Genomic DNA, 20,797 nt, shown 5'->3' on the forward strand with positions numbered 1-20,797 from the left:
GTGAATCTACCAGGATTCTTTGCGACACTTGTCGCGTATATCATTTGGGGACTCTTACCGCTCTACTGGAAGATGCTCGCCAATGTACCGAGTGAAGAGATACTGGCACACCGCATCATCTGGTCATTCTTATTTCTGCTCATCCTATTATCATTTCAAAAAGCGCTTGGGAAGTGGAAGACGGCGCTGCGCGATCCGTTCACGCGCCGACTCTTTTTCTTAAACGGACTGATCATCAGTCTGAACTGGTTCATCTATATCTGGGCCGTCAATCATCAATTTATTGTCGAGGCATCGCTTGGCTATTATATCAACCCGCTCGTCAGCATCGTCTTCGGAGTCGTATTCTTTCGTGAAAAACTCTCACGGATCGAGTGGGTATCGATTGTCCTTGCGACAATCGGTGTCTTGATTTTAACGATTGGCTACGGCGAGTTTCCATGGATTTCGATCGCACTTGCCTTAAGCTTCGGCTTTTACGGCGTCGTCAAAAAGCGGCGACCGCTCGAATCAACGGTTAGTCTGACGCTTGAGACGATGGCGCCGCTTCCGCTTGCTTTGATTTTTCTCGGGTATTGGCAGGTGCAAGGGACGTCTTCGATGACCGAATCCGTTGGTACGACGACCGGACTCATCTTGACCGGGATCGTCACCGCCGTTCCACTTTTGTTATTCGGATTTGGGGCACAACGGATTCCATTCACGTGGGTCGGATTCCTCCAATTCGTCGCACCAACCTTGTCGCTCGGACTCGGTGTATTGCTTTATCATGAACCATTTACTAAAACACACATGGTGGCGTTTACATGTATTTGGACAGCAGCAATCGTCTTTACGCTCAATGGTGTCTGGATTCGGAAAAAACAGCTCCGAAAAGTCGCGTAAAAAGATAGAAGTCTGACCTCTTGCGTGATAGAATAAAAACAGAGTCTAAGGGATACCCTTAAGGAGGACAACAAACATGAATTTAGCAGGAATGATCGACCATACGGCACTGAAGCCAGAAACATCACGTGCTCAGATCGAAACACTCTGTAAAGAAGCATTAGAATACAAATTCGCAAGCGTCTGTGTTAACCCAACATACGTCGCGTTAGCAGCAGAACTCTTAAAATCAGATGACGACGTCAAAGTATGTACAGTCATCGGCTTCCCACTTGGAGCAAACACACCAGAAGTGAAAGCATTTGAAACAAAAGATGCGATCCAAAACGGTGCAACAGAAATCGATATGGTTCTCAACATCGGCGCATTAAAAGATGGCGATCTTGAGTTAGTTGAACGTGACATTCGTGCGGTTGTCGAAGCGGCAAACGGTACACTCGTTAAAGTCATTTTCGAAAACTGCCTTCTTACAAAAGAAGAAATCAAAACAGCTGCTGAACTTTCAGTTAAAGCAGGTGCTAACTTCGTGAAGACATCGACTGGTTTCTCAACTGGTGGTGCTACAGTTGAAGACATCCGTCTCATGCGTGAGACAGTTGGTCCTGACATCGGTGTTAAAGCATCTGGTGGTGTTCGCGACTTCGAAGGTGCAAAAGCAATGATCGATGCAGGTGCATCGCGTATTGGTGCATCAGCAGGAATTGCAATCGTTACAGGCGGTACGTCTGATAGCGACTACTAAGAATATCTGACATGTCCCTCTTTTTAAGAGGGGCATGTTTTTTTGTTATGAAAGTATTCTGATTTTAAATTTTGTATTAAGAAGTCAGACATCGCTTCCGATAATCAGATGTAGAATGTTGGAAGGGTGTGGAATAGATGAAACGATGGAGTGGAATCATCCTGGCATCGACACTTAGCCTCGCAGGGTGCGGTAGTGTCATCGATGATCCAGAACGAGCAGTCAAGGAAAGAAAGGAAATGGCAGTCGTCTTGTCTGATGTGGGTCTTGGCGATCAGTCGTTCAGCGATGCGGCAATGAGTGGTATGGCGTTGTTACGCGAGAAGGAAGGCTGGTCGATCGATTACCGAGAATTGAATGAAACGAAGACTTATAAAGCAGCATTCGAAGCGTTAGCGAAAAAGAAGCCGACCGTTATCGTCGGACTCGGCTTTATGGGACAGACGGATCTTGAAACGGTTGCTAAAAAATATCCGAAACAACAATTCGCCTTGATTGATGCTGTATCGACGTTACCGAACGTACTCTCGGTTACGTTCAAAGAGGACGAAGGAAGCTATTTAGCGGGTGCGGCTGCAGGGATTCAAACGAAGACGAATACGATTGGTTTCATCGGTGGGATGAAGTCGCCTCTGATCGAGAAGTTTGAAAAGGGATACATAGCTGGCGCTAAAGCGGTCAATCCAAAAACGAAAGTACTCGTCGAATATGCTGAAGACTTTGCAGCGCCCGAAAAGGGACGGACGCTCGCAAACGAAATGATGCAGAAAAAGGCAGACGTATTATACGCAGCTGCTGGATTGACGGGAAGCGGTGTCCTGGAGGCAGCGCAAACGAAGGGGAAAAAAGCGATCGGTGTCGATAGCGACCAGACCCCAATCGCACCTGACGCTGTCATGACGTCAATGCTAAAACAAGTTGATCTTGCGATTACGAAAATCGGACAAGATGTGGCTGCGAAAGGTCTACAGTCCGGACAAGTCGTCCTGGGTGTCAAAGAAGGGGCAATCCAGTTGGCTCCAATCCGAAATACGAACTTTACGGACGGGGAACGAAAAAAATTAGAGCAGCTACAACAAGATGTGCTCGAAGGTAAGGTGACGATCCAATGACGTTACGGAAACGATTTTTACTCTCCACGTTAGTGACGATTTTGAGTGTCGTCATCTTGATGGGATGGACTTTGTTCCAACTCCGTCAAATTCAGTCCTATAACGAAGATTACGGGAAACAGCTCGTTGAGATCTCAGAACTTGAAACGAAGCTCTTATATGAACAGGCAGCATGGAACCGACTGGCAAGTCAACCGTCTGAAAGTCAGGCGGAGCAAGTACAGGCACTTAGTAAAAAGAACGAACAAGCATTAAACGAATTACAGAAGACGTATTTGATTCCTGCATTTCAAGAAGAGTTGAACCGGGCGGATATGAAGTATAAGACGCTTGCAACGAAGCGGACAGAACTGACGGATGCGATGAATCCGATTGAGATTCGCTCGCATGCCGCACGAATCGAAGGTGTGCTCAGTGATCTCTACACGTTACATACGAAAAATGGAGAGTTTTATGATGTCTTACAACGTGAAGCAAAAGACGAGACATTGAACCTGACGCGGACCGTATTGATCGCGACATTCATTCTCCTGATTGGTCTTGCGTTATACAATTGGTACTTCGCACGTAGCATCACGCGACCGATCAGCCGTGTCGTCCGGACAGCAGAACAGATTTCGGACGGAGACTTATCGCAGGAATTAGTCGTATCCGGTCGAAAAGATGAGATTGGTCGACTCGAGACAGCGGTTGCGCAGATGCAAGGAACATTGCATGAGGTCATCGGAACGATTAGTCGTTCGTCGAACACGATTCGTCAGATGAGTACGGAAGCGACGACAGAGAACGCGAACATCGTTGAAGTATCGGGAAACATGACCCATGCGATCAATGAGATGGCAAGTGGGACACAAACAGTGTCGGACGATATCCAGACGACAGTCAGTACGATGTCCGATATGCAACAGCTCTTTGAAGAGAGTGAACAACGTGCACAAACGGCTTATGCAGAAGGACAGGCGGCCGATCACGTGATGGTTCAAAGTAGTTCCGTCATGGAACAGCAAGCACGGTCACTTCGCGCGTCAACAGAACAAAATCGCGAACTCGGTCAGAAACTGGAAGGTTTCTTAGAACAGACGCAACAAATTGAACAGATGGCACAACTTGTCGCGGGAGTCTCCGCGCAGACGAACTTATTGTCACTCAATGCGGCAATCGAAGCGGCACGGGCTGGAGAAGCTGGTCGAGGATTTGCCGTCGTGGCAAGTGAAGTTAAAAAGTTAGCAGATGAGACACACGAAGCGACGCGCTCGATCTTCTCGCTTGTCCGTTCGATTCGTCAGGACGGTGCTGTTTTACAAGAAGCACTCGTGCAAGCGGAGCGGGAGCAGACGAATCAGGTCGAGAACTTTACGCATGTTCAACAAGCTTTCGGTGAAACACGTCAAAAGGTAGCGAGTGTGACGGAAACCCTCGATTACGTGACGAAACAACTCGTTCATTCGAAGCAACAAGCCCGCCATGTCGTTGGTCAAGTCAGTACAGTCAGTGGTGTCATGGAAGAACTTGCAGCTGGAAATGAAGAGATCGCTGCTTCGATGCGTGATCAACAGGCCTCGTTTGAACAGATTCATCAATTGATGCAAGAACTCGAGTCGACGACGACGTCGCTTGACAGTCAGACACATCAATTCAAAATTTAATGAACACAGCAAAAAGTGCACTCCTTCTCGGGAAGAGAAGAAGTGCACTTTTTCTTGAATCGACTTAGAAGAAGCTTTCTGGGTCGAGCTCATTCGTCCGTCCATTCGCATCATACTGGTACCCACCATCGTGGATTTCAAAATGCAAGTGTGGACCAGTTGAGTTACCGGTGCTTCCGAGAACACCGATTTGCTGTCCTTGTTTGACTTGTTGTCCCTGTTTAACGTTCAAGGCATTCATATGGGCATAAACGGTCGTATACGTTTTCCCGTCGATATTATGAGAGATATAGACGTGGTTGCCGTAAGGACCACCTGAACTTGCTAAGATGACTGTCCCGCTTGCAGATGCAACGATTGGCGAGTTGAGTGGACCAGCGAAGTCGGTTCCATTGTGGTACGCATAACCATTGCTTCCGCTTGCTGCACCCATTCCTTGCGAAACAGAGCCTTGAGCAGGTTTGATGAATTTACCTTTTGCTTTTGAGATGACTTTCGTGCTGGCCTTACTAACAGATGCTGGTGCTGCCGATTGTTTCGCAGCTTTTGCGGCAGCTGCCTTTGCTGCTCGTGCTGCTGCTTTTTCAGCTGCTTCCTGTGCCTTCAGTTGGGCCGATGCCTCTTTCAGGCTTAGGATATTGGATTCAATTTTTTTCTTTTGCGACGTCAGACGCTTCAAAAGTGCTGTGCGCTTTTGTTTTTCTTGTTTCAGTTCACGTTGTTTCTTTTTTAAAACATTACGATCTTCAATCAAGTCTTGGCGTGTCTGCTTTAGTTCTTCTTTCGCAACTGCCAGTTCTTTTTTGTTTGATTCGTAATCTTTTAACAAAGAAGCATCGCTTTCCGCGATTGTATTGAAGGCATTGAAGCGGCTAATCATATCACCGACATCTTTTGCGCCGAATACGGCCTCAAGCAGCGGAGCGTTATCGGCTTTCGACTGACGGACCGCCAGACGATCACCGAGCATTTTTTCTTGTTTCTTGATTTTCTTTTGTAGCTTCTCGATTTTATCTTCTAATCGAGCAATCTGTTTCGTGTTTTCGTCGATTTTCTTTTGATTCTCGACGACTTGTAATGTCAGCCCATTAATCTGTTGATCCAGTGCGTAGACTTGTTGTTGTGCTTTAGATAACTGGTTATTCTTTTGAGACAACGCCTCACGTTGCTTCGATTGTTGTTGCTGGTTTTGTTGTTGCTTTTCTTTATATGAACTTGCCGCGTCGACGGGAGTTGTCGTCATGAGCGGACTTGCGAGTAAAGTGAGTGTCATGAGCGATAGCCCAATTGACTTTCCGAAAGGTCGTTTCATAAACTAAGCGTCATTCCTTTCCCTTGTATGAAGTGTTACCTTTCCCACTCTAACAAGAAAATCGGAAAATCAACTTTACAATTCTTTTAAAAAAATGCAAGAGAAGCTAGCGAAAAGTATGAAGAATTTATGAAAATAATGATTGATTAAGATTCGGATAAGGGAAAATCGTTGATATGAAGGGGAAGTTTATCGTGTAATCAATTGATTTCCGAATGATGTCAGAAGATATATTTTTGTAACATCATATCAAGAGAAGGTTTAAGAAGAATTGAGAAAGGTATAAGTATAATTTTTGTAAAATGAGAATAATAATAGAGTGCCTAAATCAGGCACTCTTCATGAATCATTCTTCGTAAATCATTTTTCGTGTCATCCCGCCGTCTAGGACCAGTGTTTCTCCCGTCAAGAAGTCGTTATCTGGATGTGTTAGATAAAGAGCAGCACGTGCGACATCACTTGGTTTTCCGACGCGACCGGCTGGATGCTGACTGTGGTCTTCGGGTGATAATTCTTGGTAGTCACCGGTTTCGATCCAACCCGGAGCAATCGCGTTGACGAGAATTCCATCTTCTCCGAGTGAGACAGCAAGTGCATGGGTCAGGGCAAAAATGCCACCTTTCGTCGACGCATAAGATTCTGTATGCGGTTCCGACATGAAGGCGCGGGTCGAAGCGAGGTTGACGATCCGACCACCACTTTTACTTTGTTTCAAATAGGGTGTAGCGGCCTTAGTCGTTAGAAAGATGCTACGCAGGTTCGTATGATGAACCCGATCCCATTCCTCAAGCGACAATTCGAGTAAGGGTTTTCGGATCATGATACCGGCGTTGTTGATGACGATGTCGATGCGACCCGTATGTTCAATCGCTTTTTCGATCAACAGTTGAACGTCTTTTTCATGTTGGATATCGAGGTGATAGAAGTAAGCCGTCCCACCATCTTCTTCAATTTGTTGAACTAGTTCGTCTCCTGTCATTTGATCGATGTCAGCAAGAACGACATTTGCGCCATGCGTAGCGTAGGTGCGGGCGAGTTCTGCACCAATTCCATTCGCCGCTCCCGTAATGATGACGGTTTGATTAACATGATTCATAAAAATCATCCTTTCTGTAACGCTTCTCTCCCTTTTTTACCGTTCCATCATATCCTGAAACCTGACAGGATTATCATACGTAGGAACAGGGAAATAGAAAAGCGTTGAAGTTACTTTAGAATGGGGGGAAAACAGGAATGAAATTCTCAAATCAACAATTAGAAAAACAACAAAATCAATATGCCGAAGATGCAAAAGATTATATCGATCGTCCGAAAAAGACGAACTCGCTGTTACAACGAGCAACTGCTAAAGTGAACGGGAACTCTCGTTTGTCCGTCGTCTTCTCGCCGTTGACGTTGTTCGTCGATATGATTCGCGCGTACCAGTCAGGTGAATATCGCAACATTCGTCGTACGACGATTTTAAAAGTAATCGGAGCGTTGATTTACCTCGTGTCACCGATTGATCTCGTACCTGATTTCGTACTCGGATTTGGTTTCGCAGACGATATCGCCGTCATCCTTTTCGTCACGAAAACAGTCTTTGAAGAGTTGACACGTTTCAGTGACTGGCAAGATGAACAACAAAAGCGTCGTACGCAACCAGTACAAAGTGAGGATGCGTATTAATCAAATAATGATCCGAGCGACTTCACTATGAGAAGTCGCTCTTCTTTGTCTACGGAGAGCCGTTTCCTGTACGCCTTCTTGAAAGTTCGATACACTAGAAATAGTTGGTAAAGAGAGAGGGGGGCGAAGATGGGACACCAGTGGATGGAATCATACGGTTATATCGGGATCATGATGACGCTCATGTTTCCATTCATACCGAGCGAAGTACCGCTCGCGTATGCCGGATATCTCGTGCATACCGCACAGGCGAATCTTTTATTCATGTTGTTCCTCGCTGTAGTGAGCTTCGTCATTAGTCAGAACCTCTTCTTTACGATTGGTCAGTTCGGGAGTGAACGGTTATTGAATCGTTTATTCAAATGGTTTCGGATTTCGGAAACAAAAATGCTTCAGTTTCAGACACAAATGGAGACAAAGGGACGCTATATCCTTCTTCTGTCTCCGATGTGGCGCATCGGATTTGCGATTGGTGCCGGTCTGACTGGTGTTTCACGCTGGACGTTTACCGTCGTGACGACGATTTCCTTTTTCCTTTGGTCGGCGATTTTCATTTGGGGCGGGAAAGCCGTCGGACATGAATGGCGAAAATTGCACCACCTCAATCATCCAATAGTTTGGATTGGTTTAGGCGTGTTGATTACGGTTGGCTACTTGATTCAAAAAAAGAGAAAAGCAAAAAAAGAGATCTAAAAGGAGTGGGAACATGGCAATTATCTTATTCGATATTGACGGTACATTGATTGATTCAACGGAACAGATGACAGAAGCAATCCATCGAGCGATGGAGGACATGCCGCATCTTCCAAAACCTTCTCAATCGAGTGTACAAGCGAGCTATGGTTTGGCGGGAAGTGCCTTTTGGCGTAAGGCGATTCCGGAAGCCTCAGAAGAGGATATTCGGTTGATTCGTAAAAAAAGACATGGTCATCTAGAAGCGACGATGGCAGAACAGAACGTCTTGTTTGACGGAATTCGATCTTTATTAGAAGCGCTAGTTTCCGCGGGACATACCATTTCAACAGCGAGTAATTGTGGCAACCACTATCTAAACCTTGTGCTGGATAGCCAGAGAATTCGTTCATTCTTCACGAGTCCGAAATGCTTAGAATCCGTCAACGGGAAAGAAAAAGCGGATATCTTGCGAGCACACCGTGAGGAGTTCGGGGAAGAGTCCTACTGGATGATCGGGGATCGGTCTTCCGATGTTGAAGCGGCCCGTAAGGAAAACATGCCGGTCGTCTTATGCCAGTATGGTTTTGGGACACAATCCGAGTGGGATTCGGCGGACCATGTCATCGAGACACCGCTTGACTTACTGACAGTTATCAAATAAATGCACAAAAAAGCCAAGTTCGATCCGTCGATTTTTTAGACGGTCAGCTTGGCTTTTTTTGTGATGAAAGAACGCTAACGATGAACTTACTCAAAATCCAGTCGGTATGGCTCTGCACTCATCCATGGACGGAATCTCCGGAAGAGCAGATGGAACAACAGACAAAGAATGACGGGCAAGACGATGAATAATCCGAGAACGAATGTCATGTTGAACAATGTCCAGCCCCCTGACATCAGATGTAACGCATTGATCGGACCGATTAGACCAGACATCCCGAAGCCGGCACTAAACGGCGTACCTTGGACGCCGAGCATTCCTGCTAGTGCGCCAAGGATAGCAGCACTACACATGACAGGTAGGATCATCAATGGATTACGTATGAAGTTCGCCATCTGGATTTTAGGAGAACCAAGAAAATGAGCAATTGACGTTCCGCGTGAATTAGCTTGCCATCCGGCGATTGCAAGACCAAATCCAGCGGCACAGACGCCTAGGTTCGCAGCTCCGGCAGCAACACCCGATAAACTAATCGCTGTTGCAATGCCGACCGTTGAAAGCGGAGAGACGATCAGCACGGAAAAGGCGATGGCAATCAAAATGCCCATTAAAACGGGTTGAAGTGCCGTGAAGTCTGAAATGACATGTCCAATCGCCGTCGTGATCCGTGTCACGAACGGATACGTCAAAACACCGATTCCACCTGCTCCGACAATTAAAATCGTCGGCATGACCAGCACCGTGTAGGTCTTAAAGCGATCTCCGATCAGTAAGACGATCGCCGTTGCTATAGCTGCCGTTAGTCCGGCATTGATGACGTCACCCGTACCGACGAAAATGAACGTCGCATCTGCACGAGTTGCAACACCTGATCCAACGACCGTCGCAAGACCAATCGACGTGGTCGCAATTGGTGTCACTTTAAATTGCATGGCTACGGCAACACCAATCACCATCGGCAAAAGGCGCATCGCGAGTGTGGTGGCATCTAAAACATGTTGGGCTCCGGATACGTATGGCAACAATGCCTTAGCGAGTTCACCGAGTAGTGCTCCTGGGATAAGGGCAACGAGAATTCCGATACTAAGTCCGTTTAAAACATGAACGGCAAATTGACGCGGCTGGCGCAAAATAGATGAATCCATACAAGTCCTCTCCTTATGTAACGCTTTTGTGCATAACAGTATAAAAGTTATGAATTGTTTTTTATCTTACGGCAAGAACAGAAGGACGTCAAGAAAAAGTTAGAAAATTCCAAACGAGCAAAGGATTCGTCTTTCAGAAACGGAATTGTTACAGTGAAGAAGTACATTGAATGAGGAGGTCATGAATCATGTCAGAACAACGTATCGTATTAGCAGCACGACCAAACGGAAAGCCAACAGGGGAAACATTCCGCTATGAATCATTTGAGTTAACAGAGCTGAAGGAAGGACAGGTCGCACTGGAGTCACTCTATATCTCGGTCGATCCATATATGCGGGGTCGTATGAACGATGCACGTTCTTATTCGCAACCATTTGAGATTGATGCACCGATTCACGGAGGTGTCGTAGCACGTGTCATCGAGTCTAAAAGTGACGGGCTCAAGTCAGGTGATGTCGTTGTCGGGATGCTCGATTGGGCAACAAAAGCAGTCGTTGATGCGAAAACCGTTCGTAAAATCGATGAGCAGATCGCACCGATTTCAACAGCACTCGGTGTTCTCGGAATGACAGGGATGACAGCGTATTTCGGATTGCTTGATATCGGGAATCCACAACCAGGGGAAACGGTCGTCGTATCGGCAGCAGCGGGGGCTGTTGGATCGATCGTTGGTCAAATCGCTAAAATCAAAGGCGCACGTGTCGTCGGAATCGCAGGAAGTGACGAAAAGCTACAACATTTAAAAGCAGATCTTGGTTTTGATGAAGTCATCAATTATAAAACGGAAGACATCCGGGAAGCATTAGACCGGACATGTCCAGACGGCATCGATGTCTATTTTGAAAACGTCGGTGGGGAAATCGGTGATGCAGTCCTTGATCGACTCAATCCATTCGCGCGGGTGCCAGTCTGCGGTGCCATTTCTGGATATAACGCACAACAGGACATCGGTCCACGTGTTCAATCAAAATTAATCATCGCGCGTGCGCGTATGCAAGGTTTCTTAGTGGGCGATTATGGCAAACGATTCAAGGAAGCGGCTGAGCAACTCGGTCAATGGGTTAGTGAAGGGAAGTTACAATACGAAGAGACGATCTTTGAAGGGTTCGATCGTGTACCAGATGCGTTCCTTGGCTTGTTCGATGGGTCGAACACAGGGAAACTACTAGTAAAAGTGAAGTAAACATGCCAAAAGAGGTTGCGGAATCATTCCGCAACCTCTTTTTCTATGGCGTGAGATTCATGAATCTTTTCGATCGCGCTCGAGCTCTTCTGGATCAGGATCCGGATGTTGTGTTTCCGCAGGCTTGATGCCGGGATCTGATGTCTCAGCTGGATCAGGGTCCGGGTGAAGACCAACGTCTGCCTTTTCATCTGGTAAATCATGATTTTTTTCGTTTAACATGTCCAGTCATCTCCTTTTATCAGTACGTAGTAATGTTTCCCCGTTTTTTAAATCCAAAACAATGAGGGTGCATAGGATTCGTTTTTGAAAACATGTGAATGACTTCCACGGACAAGAAAGTGAAAGCGGTCGATTTCCTAGGAAATACAGGTTGACTGAACTGGAATGTAAGGAAAATCCAAAAAAGCTTCATGAAGTCTTTACAAAAACCTTGCAAGTCCTTCAAGTAGCCTTTGAACTGCTTCCGTAGACTAAGAAAGAGTTGAAAAGAGGAAGGGTGTTTACGTGTGAGTGATCAAAAATGGAAACGACAAATCATGCAACAACTGAACTGGGTCCGCGAAGAGAAAAAACGGCTTACGAGCGCGACGACCGCAAGTAAAGATGCACTCGAAAAACTCCGTCAGTTAGACGTCTTGCGACTGCCGACGGTTCGAACTTCTAATAATACGACGACACGTTATCGACAAAATAGCCAAGCATCACTGCTGAATCAATTGGATGTCTCGGAGATTCCGGTCCGGACGACGACGCGTTACTATGAAAAGCGACCAATCGAGATGGCAATCGTCTGCTCGGAATTCATGTATGCCTATTATGAAGATGCCGTTCATCTCCACTACGTCAATGCGCATACATTCGAAGAAGTCTTCGAGCGTGAGATTGATCTCTTTTTAGTCGTTTCCTCATGGAAGGGGTTACGAGGAGACGATTGGAAAGGTGTCGCCACACCGAATTCAAAGAAACGCCAACGACTGCTTTCGATGATGCAGGAAGTCAAAGCCAAAGGAATTCCAGTCGTCTTTCAATCGACGGAAGATCCGAGCAATCATGAACGGTTTCAAGACGTGGCGCAAGCTGCCGATTATGTCCTGACTTCAGATGAGGCGATGATTCCTGAATACCGCGTCTTATGTGGTCATGATCGGATCATGGCGATGCCGTTTGGTGTCAATCCATTGATTCACAATCCGATCGGAGCGACACGTAGCCGAAAGAAAGGCGTTTTATTTGCCGGTAGCTGGATGGCGAAATATCCGGAGCGTGTTAAAGATACGGAGATGTTGTTTGATGGGGTGATGCAATCCTCGCACGAACTCGATATCGTGGACCGGAATTATCATCTCGACTTACCAGCCTATCAGTTTCCAGAGCGCTATCAATCACGGGTCGCACCAGCGATTCCTTATGATGCTTTACAACAAGTCAGTAAATGTTACGACTGGGTCTTGAACCTGAATAGCATCAAATACAGTAAAACGATGTGTGCTCGTCGCGTTTATGAATCGCAAGCACTCGGGAATTTGATCTTGTCGAATTACAGTATCGCCGTCAACAACGAGTTTCCGAATATCTTCACTGTGCATGACGCACAGGAGGCGACGGCAATCGTGGAACGTACGTCACAGGATGAAATCGAACGGTTACGGGCAGAAGGACTTCGTGCCGTCATGACGGAGCATACGGTCTTCGAACGGATGGATCAGATCCTAGCGTTCATTGGACGAGTACCTGAAACACGGAAACATCGCTTACTCATCGTCGTCGCTCAGGATGGGGAAGCTATTCGTGACGTGATTGATCGCCAAAGTCTCACACCAGACGAAATCGTCTCAGCGGATACGTTGACGGAGCAAACCTATGATCAAGCGGATCTCGTAGCTTGGATGGATGGACAGGAATCTTACGGCGAATATTATTTAGAGGACCTCGTGAATGGCTTTAAATATAGCGATGCCAGCATCGTCCGAAAGGGAAGCGAGCATCCGTATCATGTACAAGAGATGAGCGGTAGCCGAAACGGTGCGATCGTTTGGCGGTCAGCTATCGGATATGACATGTTCCAGGCAGATGAACTGAACGGAAAAACACTGTTGCTCGATCAATTTGAGTGGAACGAGCAGACGGTAGTTCCGACGAATCAGACCCCGCAACTATCGGTCGTCGTTCCGATCTATAACAATGGGAAACACCTCACGTATAAATGTTTCGCCAGTCTAACGCGGATGGATCGATTCATGGATTCGGAGATTTTACTCGTAGATGATGGATCGACGGACATAGCGACACGTCAAGCCGTAGAGCGTCTCGCGCGACGCTATGGAAATGTCAGAACTTATTTCTTCGAGACAGGCGGAAGCGGTAGTGCTTCACGTCCGCGTAACAAGGGAGTCGAGATGGCACGAGCTGACTATGTGACGTTCCTTGATCCGGATAACGAGGTACTCAGTGATCGATATGCCTTTTTGCTTCAAGAACTAGAAAAAGATCCATCACTTGATTTTGTAGCAGGGCATATGAAAAAGCTTGCCGAGAAGACGAGCATCATCGCCTTGCCGACGATTCGTAAACAAGGACGAACGGTTTGTGAGGATCCGAAAGCTTTTCTATTGAAACATCGGTTTGCGGTACAAAGCATTCAAGCACTCGTCGTCCGTCGTACCTTCCTGCTCGAGCATCAATTGGAACAAGTCGTCGGTGCGGTCGGTCAGGACTCCTTGTTCTTCCAAGAATTGATGCTTCGCGCGAACCGTGTCTTACTCGTCAATCGAGTCATCCATTATTATTACGCAGCAGTTGCAGGGTCAACCGTGAATGCATTGACGGTGAAATTCTTTGAACGAAGTGTCGTCCGAGAACGGGCACGAGCTGAGAAATTCGCTCGTTATGGAGTGCTAGAGGAATACAAGGAAACTCGATTCGAGCATTTCTTTGAGCATTGGTATCTTGTCAAGTTACGCTACTGCAGTGATAAGGACTTTGCACCGAGTGTCGCATTACTACGCACGATCATCGGATTCTATGAACCAATCACGTTGACGAACCCGTTGATTCGTCGATTCATGGAGCTTGCAGATCGACAGGAGACGGATCGACTTCAACACTTACTACTCGAGGAGGTGCAAAAATGACGGCATCGATGAAAACAGCACGCCCCAAGGATCAAATCCGAGCTGCCTACTACGATCAGTTAGGCGGTGGATTCGGTAAAAAAGTCCGCGCGCGTGTTCACTGGATCGTTCGACAAGCAAAAGGAGAGCACATTTTAGATATTGGTTGTTCGGGTGGAGTCGTCCCGATTTTGCTCGGACGCGAAGGGAAACATGTCATCGGGATCGATGTGTTACCAGAAGCGATCATCGAGGCCAAACAAGCGTTACTTGAAGAACCGGCATCCGTAAAAGAAAAAGTGGAATTACATGAAGCAAATGTCATGACGTACACACCTGACATTCAATTCGATACAGTCTTGATGACGGAAGTACTGGAACATATCGGGGAGCCAGAGCGCTTTATCGCCCGTGCCGTCTCGTTCATCGCACCAGAAGGACGACTCGTCATCACAGTCCCATTTGGAGTGAACGATTATGCGGATCACAAACGGACGTATTATTTAAATCGACTGCTTGAACAGTTGACACCCTTCGGTAAGATCGAGACGATCGAGCGGATTGACAAGTGGCTTGGGATCACGATTCAAGTCTATCCGGAACCTCAATCCGGTCGATCGATTCTACCGGCGGAAGTCGAATGGCTTGAAGACGCCTTTGAAGAGGTGGAACGATTGCATCTCGCAACGATCATTGATTTAAAACGCAAGCAACAGAATCTAGAACGAAAAGTTCAGCGGTTAGGGGAACAAACGGACCAATTGGAACACGCTCAAGTCGAATTGCTACGTCATGAACAGCAACTACAGGAACAGCGTGAACAGTACAAGATGCTCGAAGAACAATATGCCGTACTGCTTGATCGATTCGAAGGATCATTGGTGACAAATCTGGAATTGATGGAGGCGAATGCATCATGGAAATCAAAATACCGCTCACTCGCGCGATCAAAGCTCGGAAAAATCGTCGTCCGCTACTGGAAGTTCCGACGTCAACTCAAGCAGCGCCGGAGTCGTCGATGAACGTCTTGATGATTTGTCAAAATTTCTATCCGGAAATCGGGAGTGCGGCAAACCGAATGAAGAATATCTTCAAGCGGATGGAACAAGCGGGAAGTGACGTCCATGTGTTGACGTCAGAACCGCTCTATCCGACGGCAGAACTTTATACGGACTCGATGTTCTGGGATGAACCGAGCCTCGATACGGCACATGTAACCCGTATCCAACCGCGTGATGTCCGGGCGACGAATAATTTATGGCGGCGTCTTCGCTTGTTCGTGGAACAATTCGTGCTCGCGGTAAAAGAAGTGCGATATGACCCGAAATCCTATGCCTACATCTATGCGACGACGCCATCCATCTTCATGGGGCTCGTCGGGGTCGTCGCGAAACATGTCAAAAAGGCTCCTTTGATTCTCGATGTACGTGATTTATGGCCGGAATCGTTGATTGGCGTCGGAATCACGAAATCGCGTCTCTTATTGACTCCGCTCTACTGGCTTGAAAAGTGGATGTATCGTCAGGCAGATCAATTGGTCATCAACAGTGAGGGGTTTCGATCATATATTGAAGGGCGGGGCATTGCACCGGAAAAAATTCATTACATCCCGAACTCCATCGAGGAAAATGAGTGGTTGATCAAACGCCGAAAAGTATCGGAACAAGTGCGCGTCGTGTATACAGGGAATATCGGACTCGCACAAGATGTGTTCTTGTTGCTTGACGTCGCACAGGAACTTCAACAAGAACAGGATATCTGCTTTCAAGTCGTCGGTTACGGCTATCACAAGCAAACGTTCGAACGACTCGTCAAGGAACGTGGATTGACGAATATCGAGTTTCTTGACGCAATGCCACGCTGGGATGCGTTGAAACAACTCGCGAAGAGTGACATCGCCTTTGCGACACTCGTCGAGAGTACAGCGTTCGATACAGTGACACCAGGCAAAATCATCGACTACATGGCGATGGGCTGTGCCATCGTCGGTGCGGTATCCGGTCATGCGGCGCATGTCATCGAAGAAGCAGGAGCCGGTTATGTGTCTGTCCAGCGGAAAAAAGAGGAGATCGTTGATCATATTCTCGAGTTATCACGAAATCCAGAGAAACGTGCAGCGATGGGACGGGCGGGTGTGGATTACGTCCAACGCCATTTCGATTGGGAACAAAATGAACAGCGCTTGTTTGAAGCCATCGAACAAACGCAGTCACGAAAGGCGGTCGCAGAATGAAGCGCATTGGAATGTTTGTTTGGAATCCGTTTACGAATGATGCCCGTGTCTTACGTGAATGTACGGCACTTGTCGAAGCAGGACACCGCGTGGACCTATACTGCTTAAATGACGGAACATTTCCAGAAGTCGAATACCCGATGTCTGGGTTTCGCGTCATTCGAATCGACCGGACGCCACCTTTTGCGAGGTGGCTCCCGTTCTTTCGCAAACGGAAAAAACGGACCCTTGTTATCGGATTGATGGGTGCGCTTCTTGCGCCATGGCTTATTCCCGTGATGCTCGTGCTCTTTTTACTCATGCGAAGTCGATTCATCCGTTACGCCCTATATAACAGTTTCGGCATTCTTCGTATGACACGTACTGCCCGGAAGCATGATTATGACGTCATGCATGCGAACGATGTCAATACGTTACCACAAGCGATTGGGGCGGCGCGTGGTGCACAAATCGTCTATGACTCGCATGAAGTCCAGACCGATCGGACAGGATACGGAAGCATGCAAGGGAAATTAGAACGCTGGTTGCTTCGATTCGTCGACCAGACAATCGTTGAAAATGACACGCGTGCAGATTATCATCAAAAATTATATGGAACCCGACCATCCGTCTTGCACAATTATCCGTTTTACGAACCGATTATTCCGCAACCGCGACCGTTACGCGAAGAGTTAGCACTCGCACCAGACGAGCCGATTTTGTTGTATCAAGGCGGGATCCAGGAAGGACGTGGACTGGAGCGACTCATTGAAGCGATGCCGTTCATCGATCGAGGAACACTTATTTTCGTTGGAGATGGAAAGTTAAAAGGGAAACTGATGCAACTGGCCACGCAATCATCGGAAAAGTCTCGTATCCGCTTCATTGATAAGGTTCCGCTTGCTGAACTACCCAGTTACACGGCAGCGGCGACGGTCGGCTTTCAAGTCCTCCAGAACGTTTGCTTCAATCATTATTCCGCTTCTTCGAATAAACTATTCGAATACATGGCGGCGTTGATTCCTGTCATCGCGGCCGACTTACCAGAAATCCGTCGTGTCGTCGAAACAGAAGGAGTTGGATTAATCGTCGATGTCGAATCACCGCAGAGTATCGCCGAGGCGGTCAATCGTCTAGTGAAGGATGAGAACTTGCGACGGGCGATGCAGGAACGAGCAAGCGTAGCAAGGAGACAATACAACTGGGAGCAAGAAAAAGGTCGACTTCTTGCTGTCTATGACTCGATTTTCATGGAATCTGGCGCAAAATAAGAAAAATAGTCAACGACTCGAAGGGAAATCCACGTGCAATGAAGGCGGATTCCTGACGAGTCGTTTTGTTTCATTCGAATAGACACGAAGGATTCGCGAAAGCTTCATAAGATTTACAAAAACGATAGAAAACACTGGAAATGTAAGGTCTGTGAAGAATGGTTTAAGAGATGGTTAGAAGCATTGGAAAGCAAAGGAAATGTCGTTATGGTCTAGTTACAGCCAAGCCACAGATCGTTCGTTGGCTAGTATGACTAACTCGATGGAGGAATGACAAAATGAAACTTTGCACAATCGGACTAGGATATATTGGATTACCTTCTTCTGCGATGTTCGCGGATCATGGCACGGAAGTCGTAGGTGTCGACATCGATCCACAAATCGTCAATCTTCTGAACACGGGAACGATTCATATTGAAGAACCAGGACTCGAGGATGTCATCAAACGGATCGTCGCGAACGGAAAATTCCGAGCGACACTTACGCCAGAACGAGCCGATGTCTTCTTAATCGCCGTTCCAACTCCTAACTTAAACGATACGTATAAATCATGTGATTTGAAATATGTTATTTCAGCGGTTAACAATATGCTGCCATTCCTTGAAAAAGGGAATGTCGTTATCGTCGAATCGACGATTGCACCACGTACGATGGATGACCATGTTCGTCCATTGATTGAAGAAGCCGGCTTTACGATTGGTGAAGACGTCTATGTCGTCCATTGCCCAGAGCGTGTCTTACCAGGACAAATCTTACATGAACTTATCCATAATAACCGCATCGTCGGTGGGTTGACGCCAGCGTGTGCGGAGGCAGGAGCTGCCGTCTACGAAACATTCGTTCAAGGTGAGATTGTCCGGACCGATGCCAAAACAGCCGAAATGTCGAAGTTGATGGAGAATACGTTCCGCGATGTCAACATTGCTCTTGCAAATGAATTAACGCAAGTATGTCATCAGCTAGAGATCAACGTCTTAGATGTAATCGAGATGGCGAACATGCATCCACGTGTGAACTTGCATCATCCGGGACCGGGAGTCGGTGGTCACTGTCTCGCAGTGGATCCGTACTTCATCGTCGCAAAAGCCCCATCGCTTGCACGCATCATTCATACGGCACGACAAACGAACGTTCAGATGCCGCAATTCGTTGCTGAACAAGCGGCTCGCCTCGTCGGTTCCCGTGTCCGTCCAAAAATCGCTGTCTTTGGTGTCACGTATAAAGGAAACGTCGACGATATGCGCGAGAGTCCAGCTGTTGAAGTCATTGAACAATTACTTGACCGTGGACTTGACGTCGCTGTCTGTGATCCGCACGTCGAACGTTCAATCTCGACACGTTTCGAACTCGTCGATGAGCTGGAAGCGATTCAAGGCGCTGATCTAGCACTCGTCTTAGTCGATCACGATGAATTCAAACAATTCGATTCACGTCGTCTCGCAAACTACATGCGGACACCGTTACTCTTTGATACGAAAGGGATCGTCAAAGCGCTCGACGCTGTCAAAGTCCTGAACTTTGGTAATTTGCATACGCACCGCGTGACGGAAGTGGATGCGAAAGCGATATGAACGCGTTACGAACGATTGGGGGAGAGTTGAAGGATCATCTGTATCTGATCTTTCGACTCTCGCTTTATGAAACAAAGAGTCAATATAGCATGCAATACCTGGGTTGGTTTTGGGAGATCATGACGCCACTTCTCCAAATCGGTGTCTACTGGGTCGTATTCGGCTTCGGGATTCGTGGTGGGCATCCAGTCGATGGAATTCCATTCGTCTTTTGGCTCGTCAGCGGATTGATTGCCTGGTTCTTCATCGGCAGTACGATTCCAAGTGGTTCCCGGTCGATTTATGGTCGGGTTGCCCTCGTCTCGAAGATGCACTTTCCATTGAGTACGATTCCAGCGTATGTCATTTTGGCACAATTCTACCGTCATCTCGCGATGATTGCTTTGACGATCATTTTAGGGTGTGCCTTCGGTTACTTCCCGGGATGGCATACGTTTGAACTTCTATATATCGTACCGGCGGGCGTCGTGTTCCTTTATGCGGTTTCCTTATTGTTATCCGCACTTGCGACGATGATTCGAGATGTACAAAACATGGTGACATCTGCGATCCGCATGCTGATGTATTTAACGCCAATCATGTGGATTCCGCCAGATCACTCGTTATTCAAGATGTTGTTGATGCTAAACCCGCTCGTTTATTTGATTGAGGGATATCGGTCCGCACTCATCGGAACGGGTTATCTGCTCGATCATATGTGGTACGGCGTGTATTTCTGGTGTATGACGCTCGCAATCTTACTTGTTGGAGCATCGATTCACATTCGATTCCGACGCTATTTCATCGATTACGTATAGGAGGGAGAACGATGGGTCATGTCGTGTTTGAGAATGTATCGAAACGGTACATGCTCTATGCCCGACCGATCGACAAGCTAAAAGAAGTGTTGTTCGGTAAGGTGAATGGAAAATCGTTCTATGCTCTGAAGAACGTCTCCTTTTCTGTGGAAGAGGGAGAAATCGTCGGTGTCGTTGGCATCAACGGAAGTGGGAAATCGACACTATCGCATCTGCTTGCTAACGTGACACCACCGACGTACGGTCGGGTCACATTGGGTGGAAAGTCAGCATTGATTGCTATCTCTAGTGGATTGAATAGTCAACTGACGGGGCGAGATAACATTGAATTAAAAGGGCTGATGATGGGCTTGACGAAACGACAAATCGAGACGATTACTCCAGAAATTTTAGAGTTCGCTGATATTGGGGAGTTCATCGATCAGCCGGTCAAGACATATTCGAGCGGCATGCGAGCTCGAATTGGTTTTGCGATCTCGATTCATATTAATCCAGATATCTTGATCATCGACGAAGCACTCTCAGTCGGAGACCAAACGTTTACCGAAAAGTGCCTCGATAAGATGCGTGAATTCCGCGATCAAGGGAAAACGATTTTTTTCGTCAGTCATTCGCTCAGCCAGGTAAAGAGTTTCTGTACAAAAATCCTTTGGTTGGAATACGGGGAAGTACGTCTATTTGGTCCGACGAACGAAACGTTGGCTGAATACAATAAATATCTATATTGGTACAAACAGTTATCAAAAAAGCAAGCCTCCCATTACGTAGCTAAGAAACGAACGGAACGGATCGGTTCCGTGGAT

General features: G+C 47.1%; 18 protein-coding genes and 1 pseudogene. 15 read left to right on the forward strand and 4 right to left on the reverse strand.

Annotation, left to right across the window (positions count from 1 at the left end; translation table 11 throughout):
* The 4 genes from rarD (at position 1) to KNQ09_RS00715 (ending at position 4,385) form a co-directional block, all read left to right on the forward strand.
* Positions 1-885 carry an EamA family transporter RarD gene (rarD, locus tag KNQ09_RS00700; RefSeq protein ID WP_050676932.1) on the forward strand — a complete coding sequence of 295 codons (885 nt, stop codon included), beginning with the start codon at positions 1-3 and terminating at the stop codon, positions 883-885.
* A gap of 76 nt (positions 886-961) precedes the next feature.
* Positions 962-1,627: a deoxyribose-phosphate aldolase gene (deoC, locus tag KNQ09_RS00705; RefSeq protein WP_023467449.1), complete on the forward strand. Its 666-nt coding sequence runs from the start codon at positions 962-964 to the stop codon at positions 1,625-1,627.
* A gap of 137 nt (positions 1,628-1,764) precedes the next feature.
* On the forward strand, positions 1,765-2,739 hold the full coding sequence (locus tag KNQ09_RS00710; RefSeq protein ID WP_029341009.1) for a BMP family lipoprotein: 975 nt from the start codon (positions 1,765-1,767) through the stop codon (positions 2,737-2,739).
* The gene (locus KNQ09_RS00715; protein ID WP_214857053.1) at positions 2,736-4,385 is read left to right on the forward strand and encodes a methyl-accepting chemotaxis protein; all 1,650 of its coding nucleotides are present in this window, start codon (positions 2,736-2,738) and stop codon (positions 4,383-4,385) included. The genes KNQ09_RS00710 and KNQ09_RS00715 overlap by 4 nt, the downstream gene beginning before the upstream one ends.
* A gap of 64 nt (positions 4,386-4,449) precedes the next feature.
* On the opposite strand, the gene KNQ09_RS00720 is transcribed toward KNQ09_RS00715, so the two are convergent.
* Both KNQ09_RS00720 and KNQ09_RS00725 read right to left on the reverse strand, forming a co-directional pair.
* Entirely contained in the window at positions 4,450-5,658 is a 1,209-nt protein-coding gene (locus tag KNQ09_RS00720; protein WP_251138063.1) for a murein hydrolase activator EnvC family protein, read from the reverse strand.
* Positions 5,659-6,043: 385 nt separating this feature from the next.
* Positions 6,044-6,793, reverse strand: coding sequence for an SDR family NAD(P)-dependent oxidoreductase (locus tag KNQ09_RS00725; RefSeq protein WP_050676928.1), 750 nt, complete (start codon positions 6,791-6,793; stop codon positions 6,044-6,046).
* 137 nt (positions 6,794-6,930) lie between these two features.
* On the opposite strand from KNQ09_RS00725, the gene KNQ09_RS00730 reads away from it, so the two are divergent.
* The 3 genes from KNQ09_RS00730 to KNQ09_RS00740 all read left to right on the forward strand — a co-directional run bounded on the left by KNQ09_RS00730 (position 6,931) and on the right by KNQ09_RS00740 (position 8,701).
* Positions 6,931-7,365, forward strand: a complete 435-nt coding sequence (locus tag KNQ09_RS00730; RefSeq protein WP_029341012.1) for a YkvA family protein — start codon at positions 6,931-6,933, stop codon at positions 7,363-7,365.
* Positions 7,366-7,494: 129 nt separating this feature from the next.
* Entirely contained in the window at positions 7,495-8,058 is a 564-nt protein-coding gene (locus KNQ09_RS00735; protein ID WP_050676927.1) for a DedA family protein, read from the forward strand.
* A 13-nt stretch (positions 8,059-8,071) separates the two neighbouring features.
* Positions 8,072-8,701: an HAD family hydrolase gene (locus KNQ09_RS00740; protein WP_133207948.1), complete on the forward strand. Its 630-nt coding sequence runs from the start codon at positions 8,072-8,074 to the stop codon at positions 8,699-8,701.
* 86 nt (positions 8,702-8,787) lie between these two features.
* Here KNQ09_RS00740 and KNQ09_RS00745 read toward each other — a convergent pair whose 3' ends face one another.
* Positions 8,788-9,846, reverse strand: coding sequence for a PTS sugar transporter subunit IIC (locus KNQ09_RS00745; protein WP_214857057.1), 1,059 nt, complete (start codon positions 9,844-9,846; stop codon positions 8,788-8,790).
* A 188-nt stretch (positions 9,847-10,034) separates the two neighbouring features.
* Between KNQ09_RS00745 and KNQ09_RS00750 the strand changes: the two genes are divergently transcribed.
* Positions 10,035-11,030, forward strand: a complete 996-nt coding sequence (locus KNQ09_RS00750; protein ID WP_214857059.1) for an NADP-dependent oxidoreductase — start codon at positions 10,035-10,037, stop codon at positions 11,028-11,030.
* Between the two features lie 57 nt (positions 11,031-11,087).
* Here the strand turns inward: KNQ09_RS00750 and KNQ09_RS00755 are convergent, their stop codons facing one another.
* The gene (locus tag KNQ09_RS00755; RefSeq protein ID WP_023467459.1) at positions 11,088-11,252 is read right to left on the reverse strand and encodes a hypothetical protein; all 165 of its coding nucleotides are present in this window, start codon (positions 11,250-11,252) and stop codon (positions 11,088-11,090) included.
* Positions 11,253-11,539: 287 nt separating this feature from the next.
* Between KNQ09_RS00755 and KNQ09_RS00760 the strand changes: the two genes are divergently transcribed.
* The 7 genes and pseudogenes from KNQ09_RS00760 to tagH all read left to right on the forward strand — a co-directional run.
* A complete protein-coding gene (locus tag KNQ09_RS00760; RefSeq protein WP_214857060.1) occupies positions 11,540-14,164 on the forward strand; it encodes a glycosyltransferase in 2,625 nt (874 codons plus the stop codon).
* Positions 14,161-15,165 (forward strand): class I SAM-dependent methyltransferase, encoded by a 1,005-nt coding sequence (locus KNQ09_RS00765; protein WP_251138064.1) that lies wholly within the window; start codon positions 14,161-14,163, stop codon positions 15,163-15,165. The genes KNQ09_RS00760 and KNQ09_RS00765 overlap by 4 nt, the downstream gene beginning before the upstream one ends.
* On the forward strand, positions 15,060-16,376 hold the full coding sequence (locus tag KNQ09_RS00770; RefSeq protein WP_231884702.1) for a glycosyltransferase family 4 protein: 1,317 nt from the start codon (positions 15,060-15,062) through the stop codon (positions 16,374-16,376). Before KNQ09_RS00765 ends, KNQ09_RS00770 begins: the two co-directional genes overlap by 106 nt.
* Positions 16,373-17,626: a glycosyltransferase family 4 protein gene (locus KNQ09_RS00775; RefSeq protein ID WP_214857062.1), complete on the forward strand. Its 1,254-nt coding sequence runs from the start codon at positions 16,373-16,375 to the stop codon at positions 17,624-17,626. The genes KNQ09_RS00770 and KNQ09_RS00775 overlap by 4 nt, the downstream gene beginning before the upstream one ends.
* A 278-nt stretch (positions 17,627-17,904) precedes the next feature.
* The gene (locus KNQ09_RS00780) at positions 17,905-19,197 is read left to right on the forward strand and encodes a nucleotide sugar dehydrogenase (protein ID WP_214857064.1); all 1,293 of its coding nucleotides are present in this window, start codon (positions 17,905-17,907) and stop codon (positions 19,195-19,197) included.
* On the forward strand, positions 19,194-19,994 hold the full coding sequence (locus KNQ09_RS00785) for an ABC transporter permease (protein ID WP_023467468.1): 801 nt from the start codon (positions 19,194-19,196) through the stop codon (positions 19,992-19,994). The genes KNQ09_RS00780 and KNQ09_RS00785 overlap by 4 nt, the downstream gene beginning before the upstream one ends.
* 11 nt (positions 19,995-20,005) lie before the next feature.
* Positions 20,006-20,746: pseudogene (gene tagH / locus KNQ09_RS00790) on the forward strand (teichoic acids export ABC transporter ATP-binding subunit TagH); the annotation flags it as partial.
* Positions 20,747-20,797: the final 51 nt, after the last annotated feature.

The sequence above is a fragment of the Exiguobacterium sp. s191 genome, assembly GCF_018618955.1.
GTDB lineage: Bacteria > Bacillota > Bacilli > Exiguobacteriales > Exiguobacteriaceae > Exiguobacterium_A > Exiguobacterium_A abrahamii.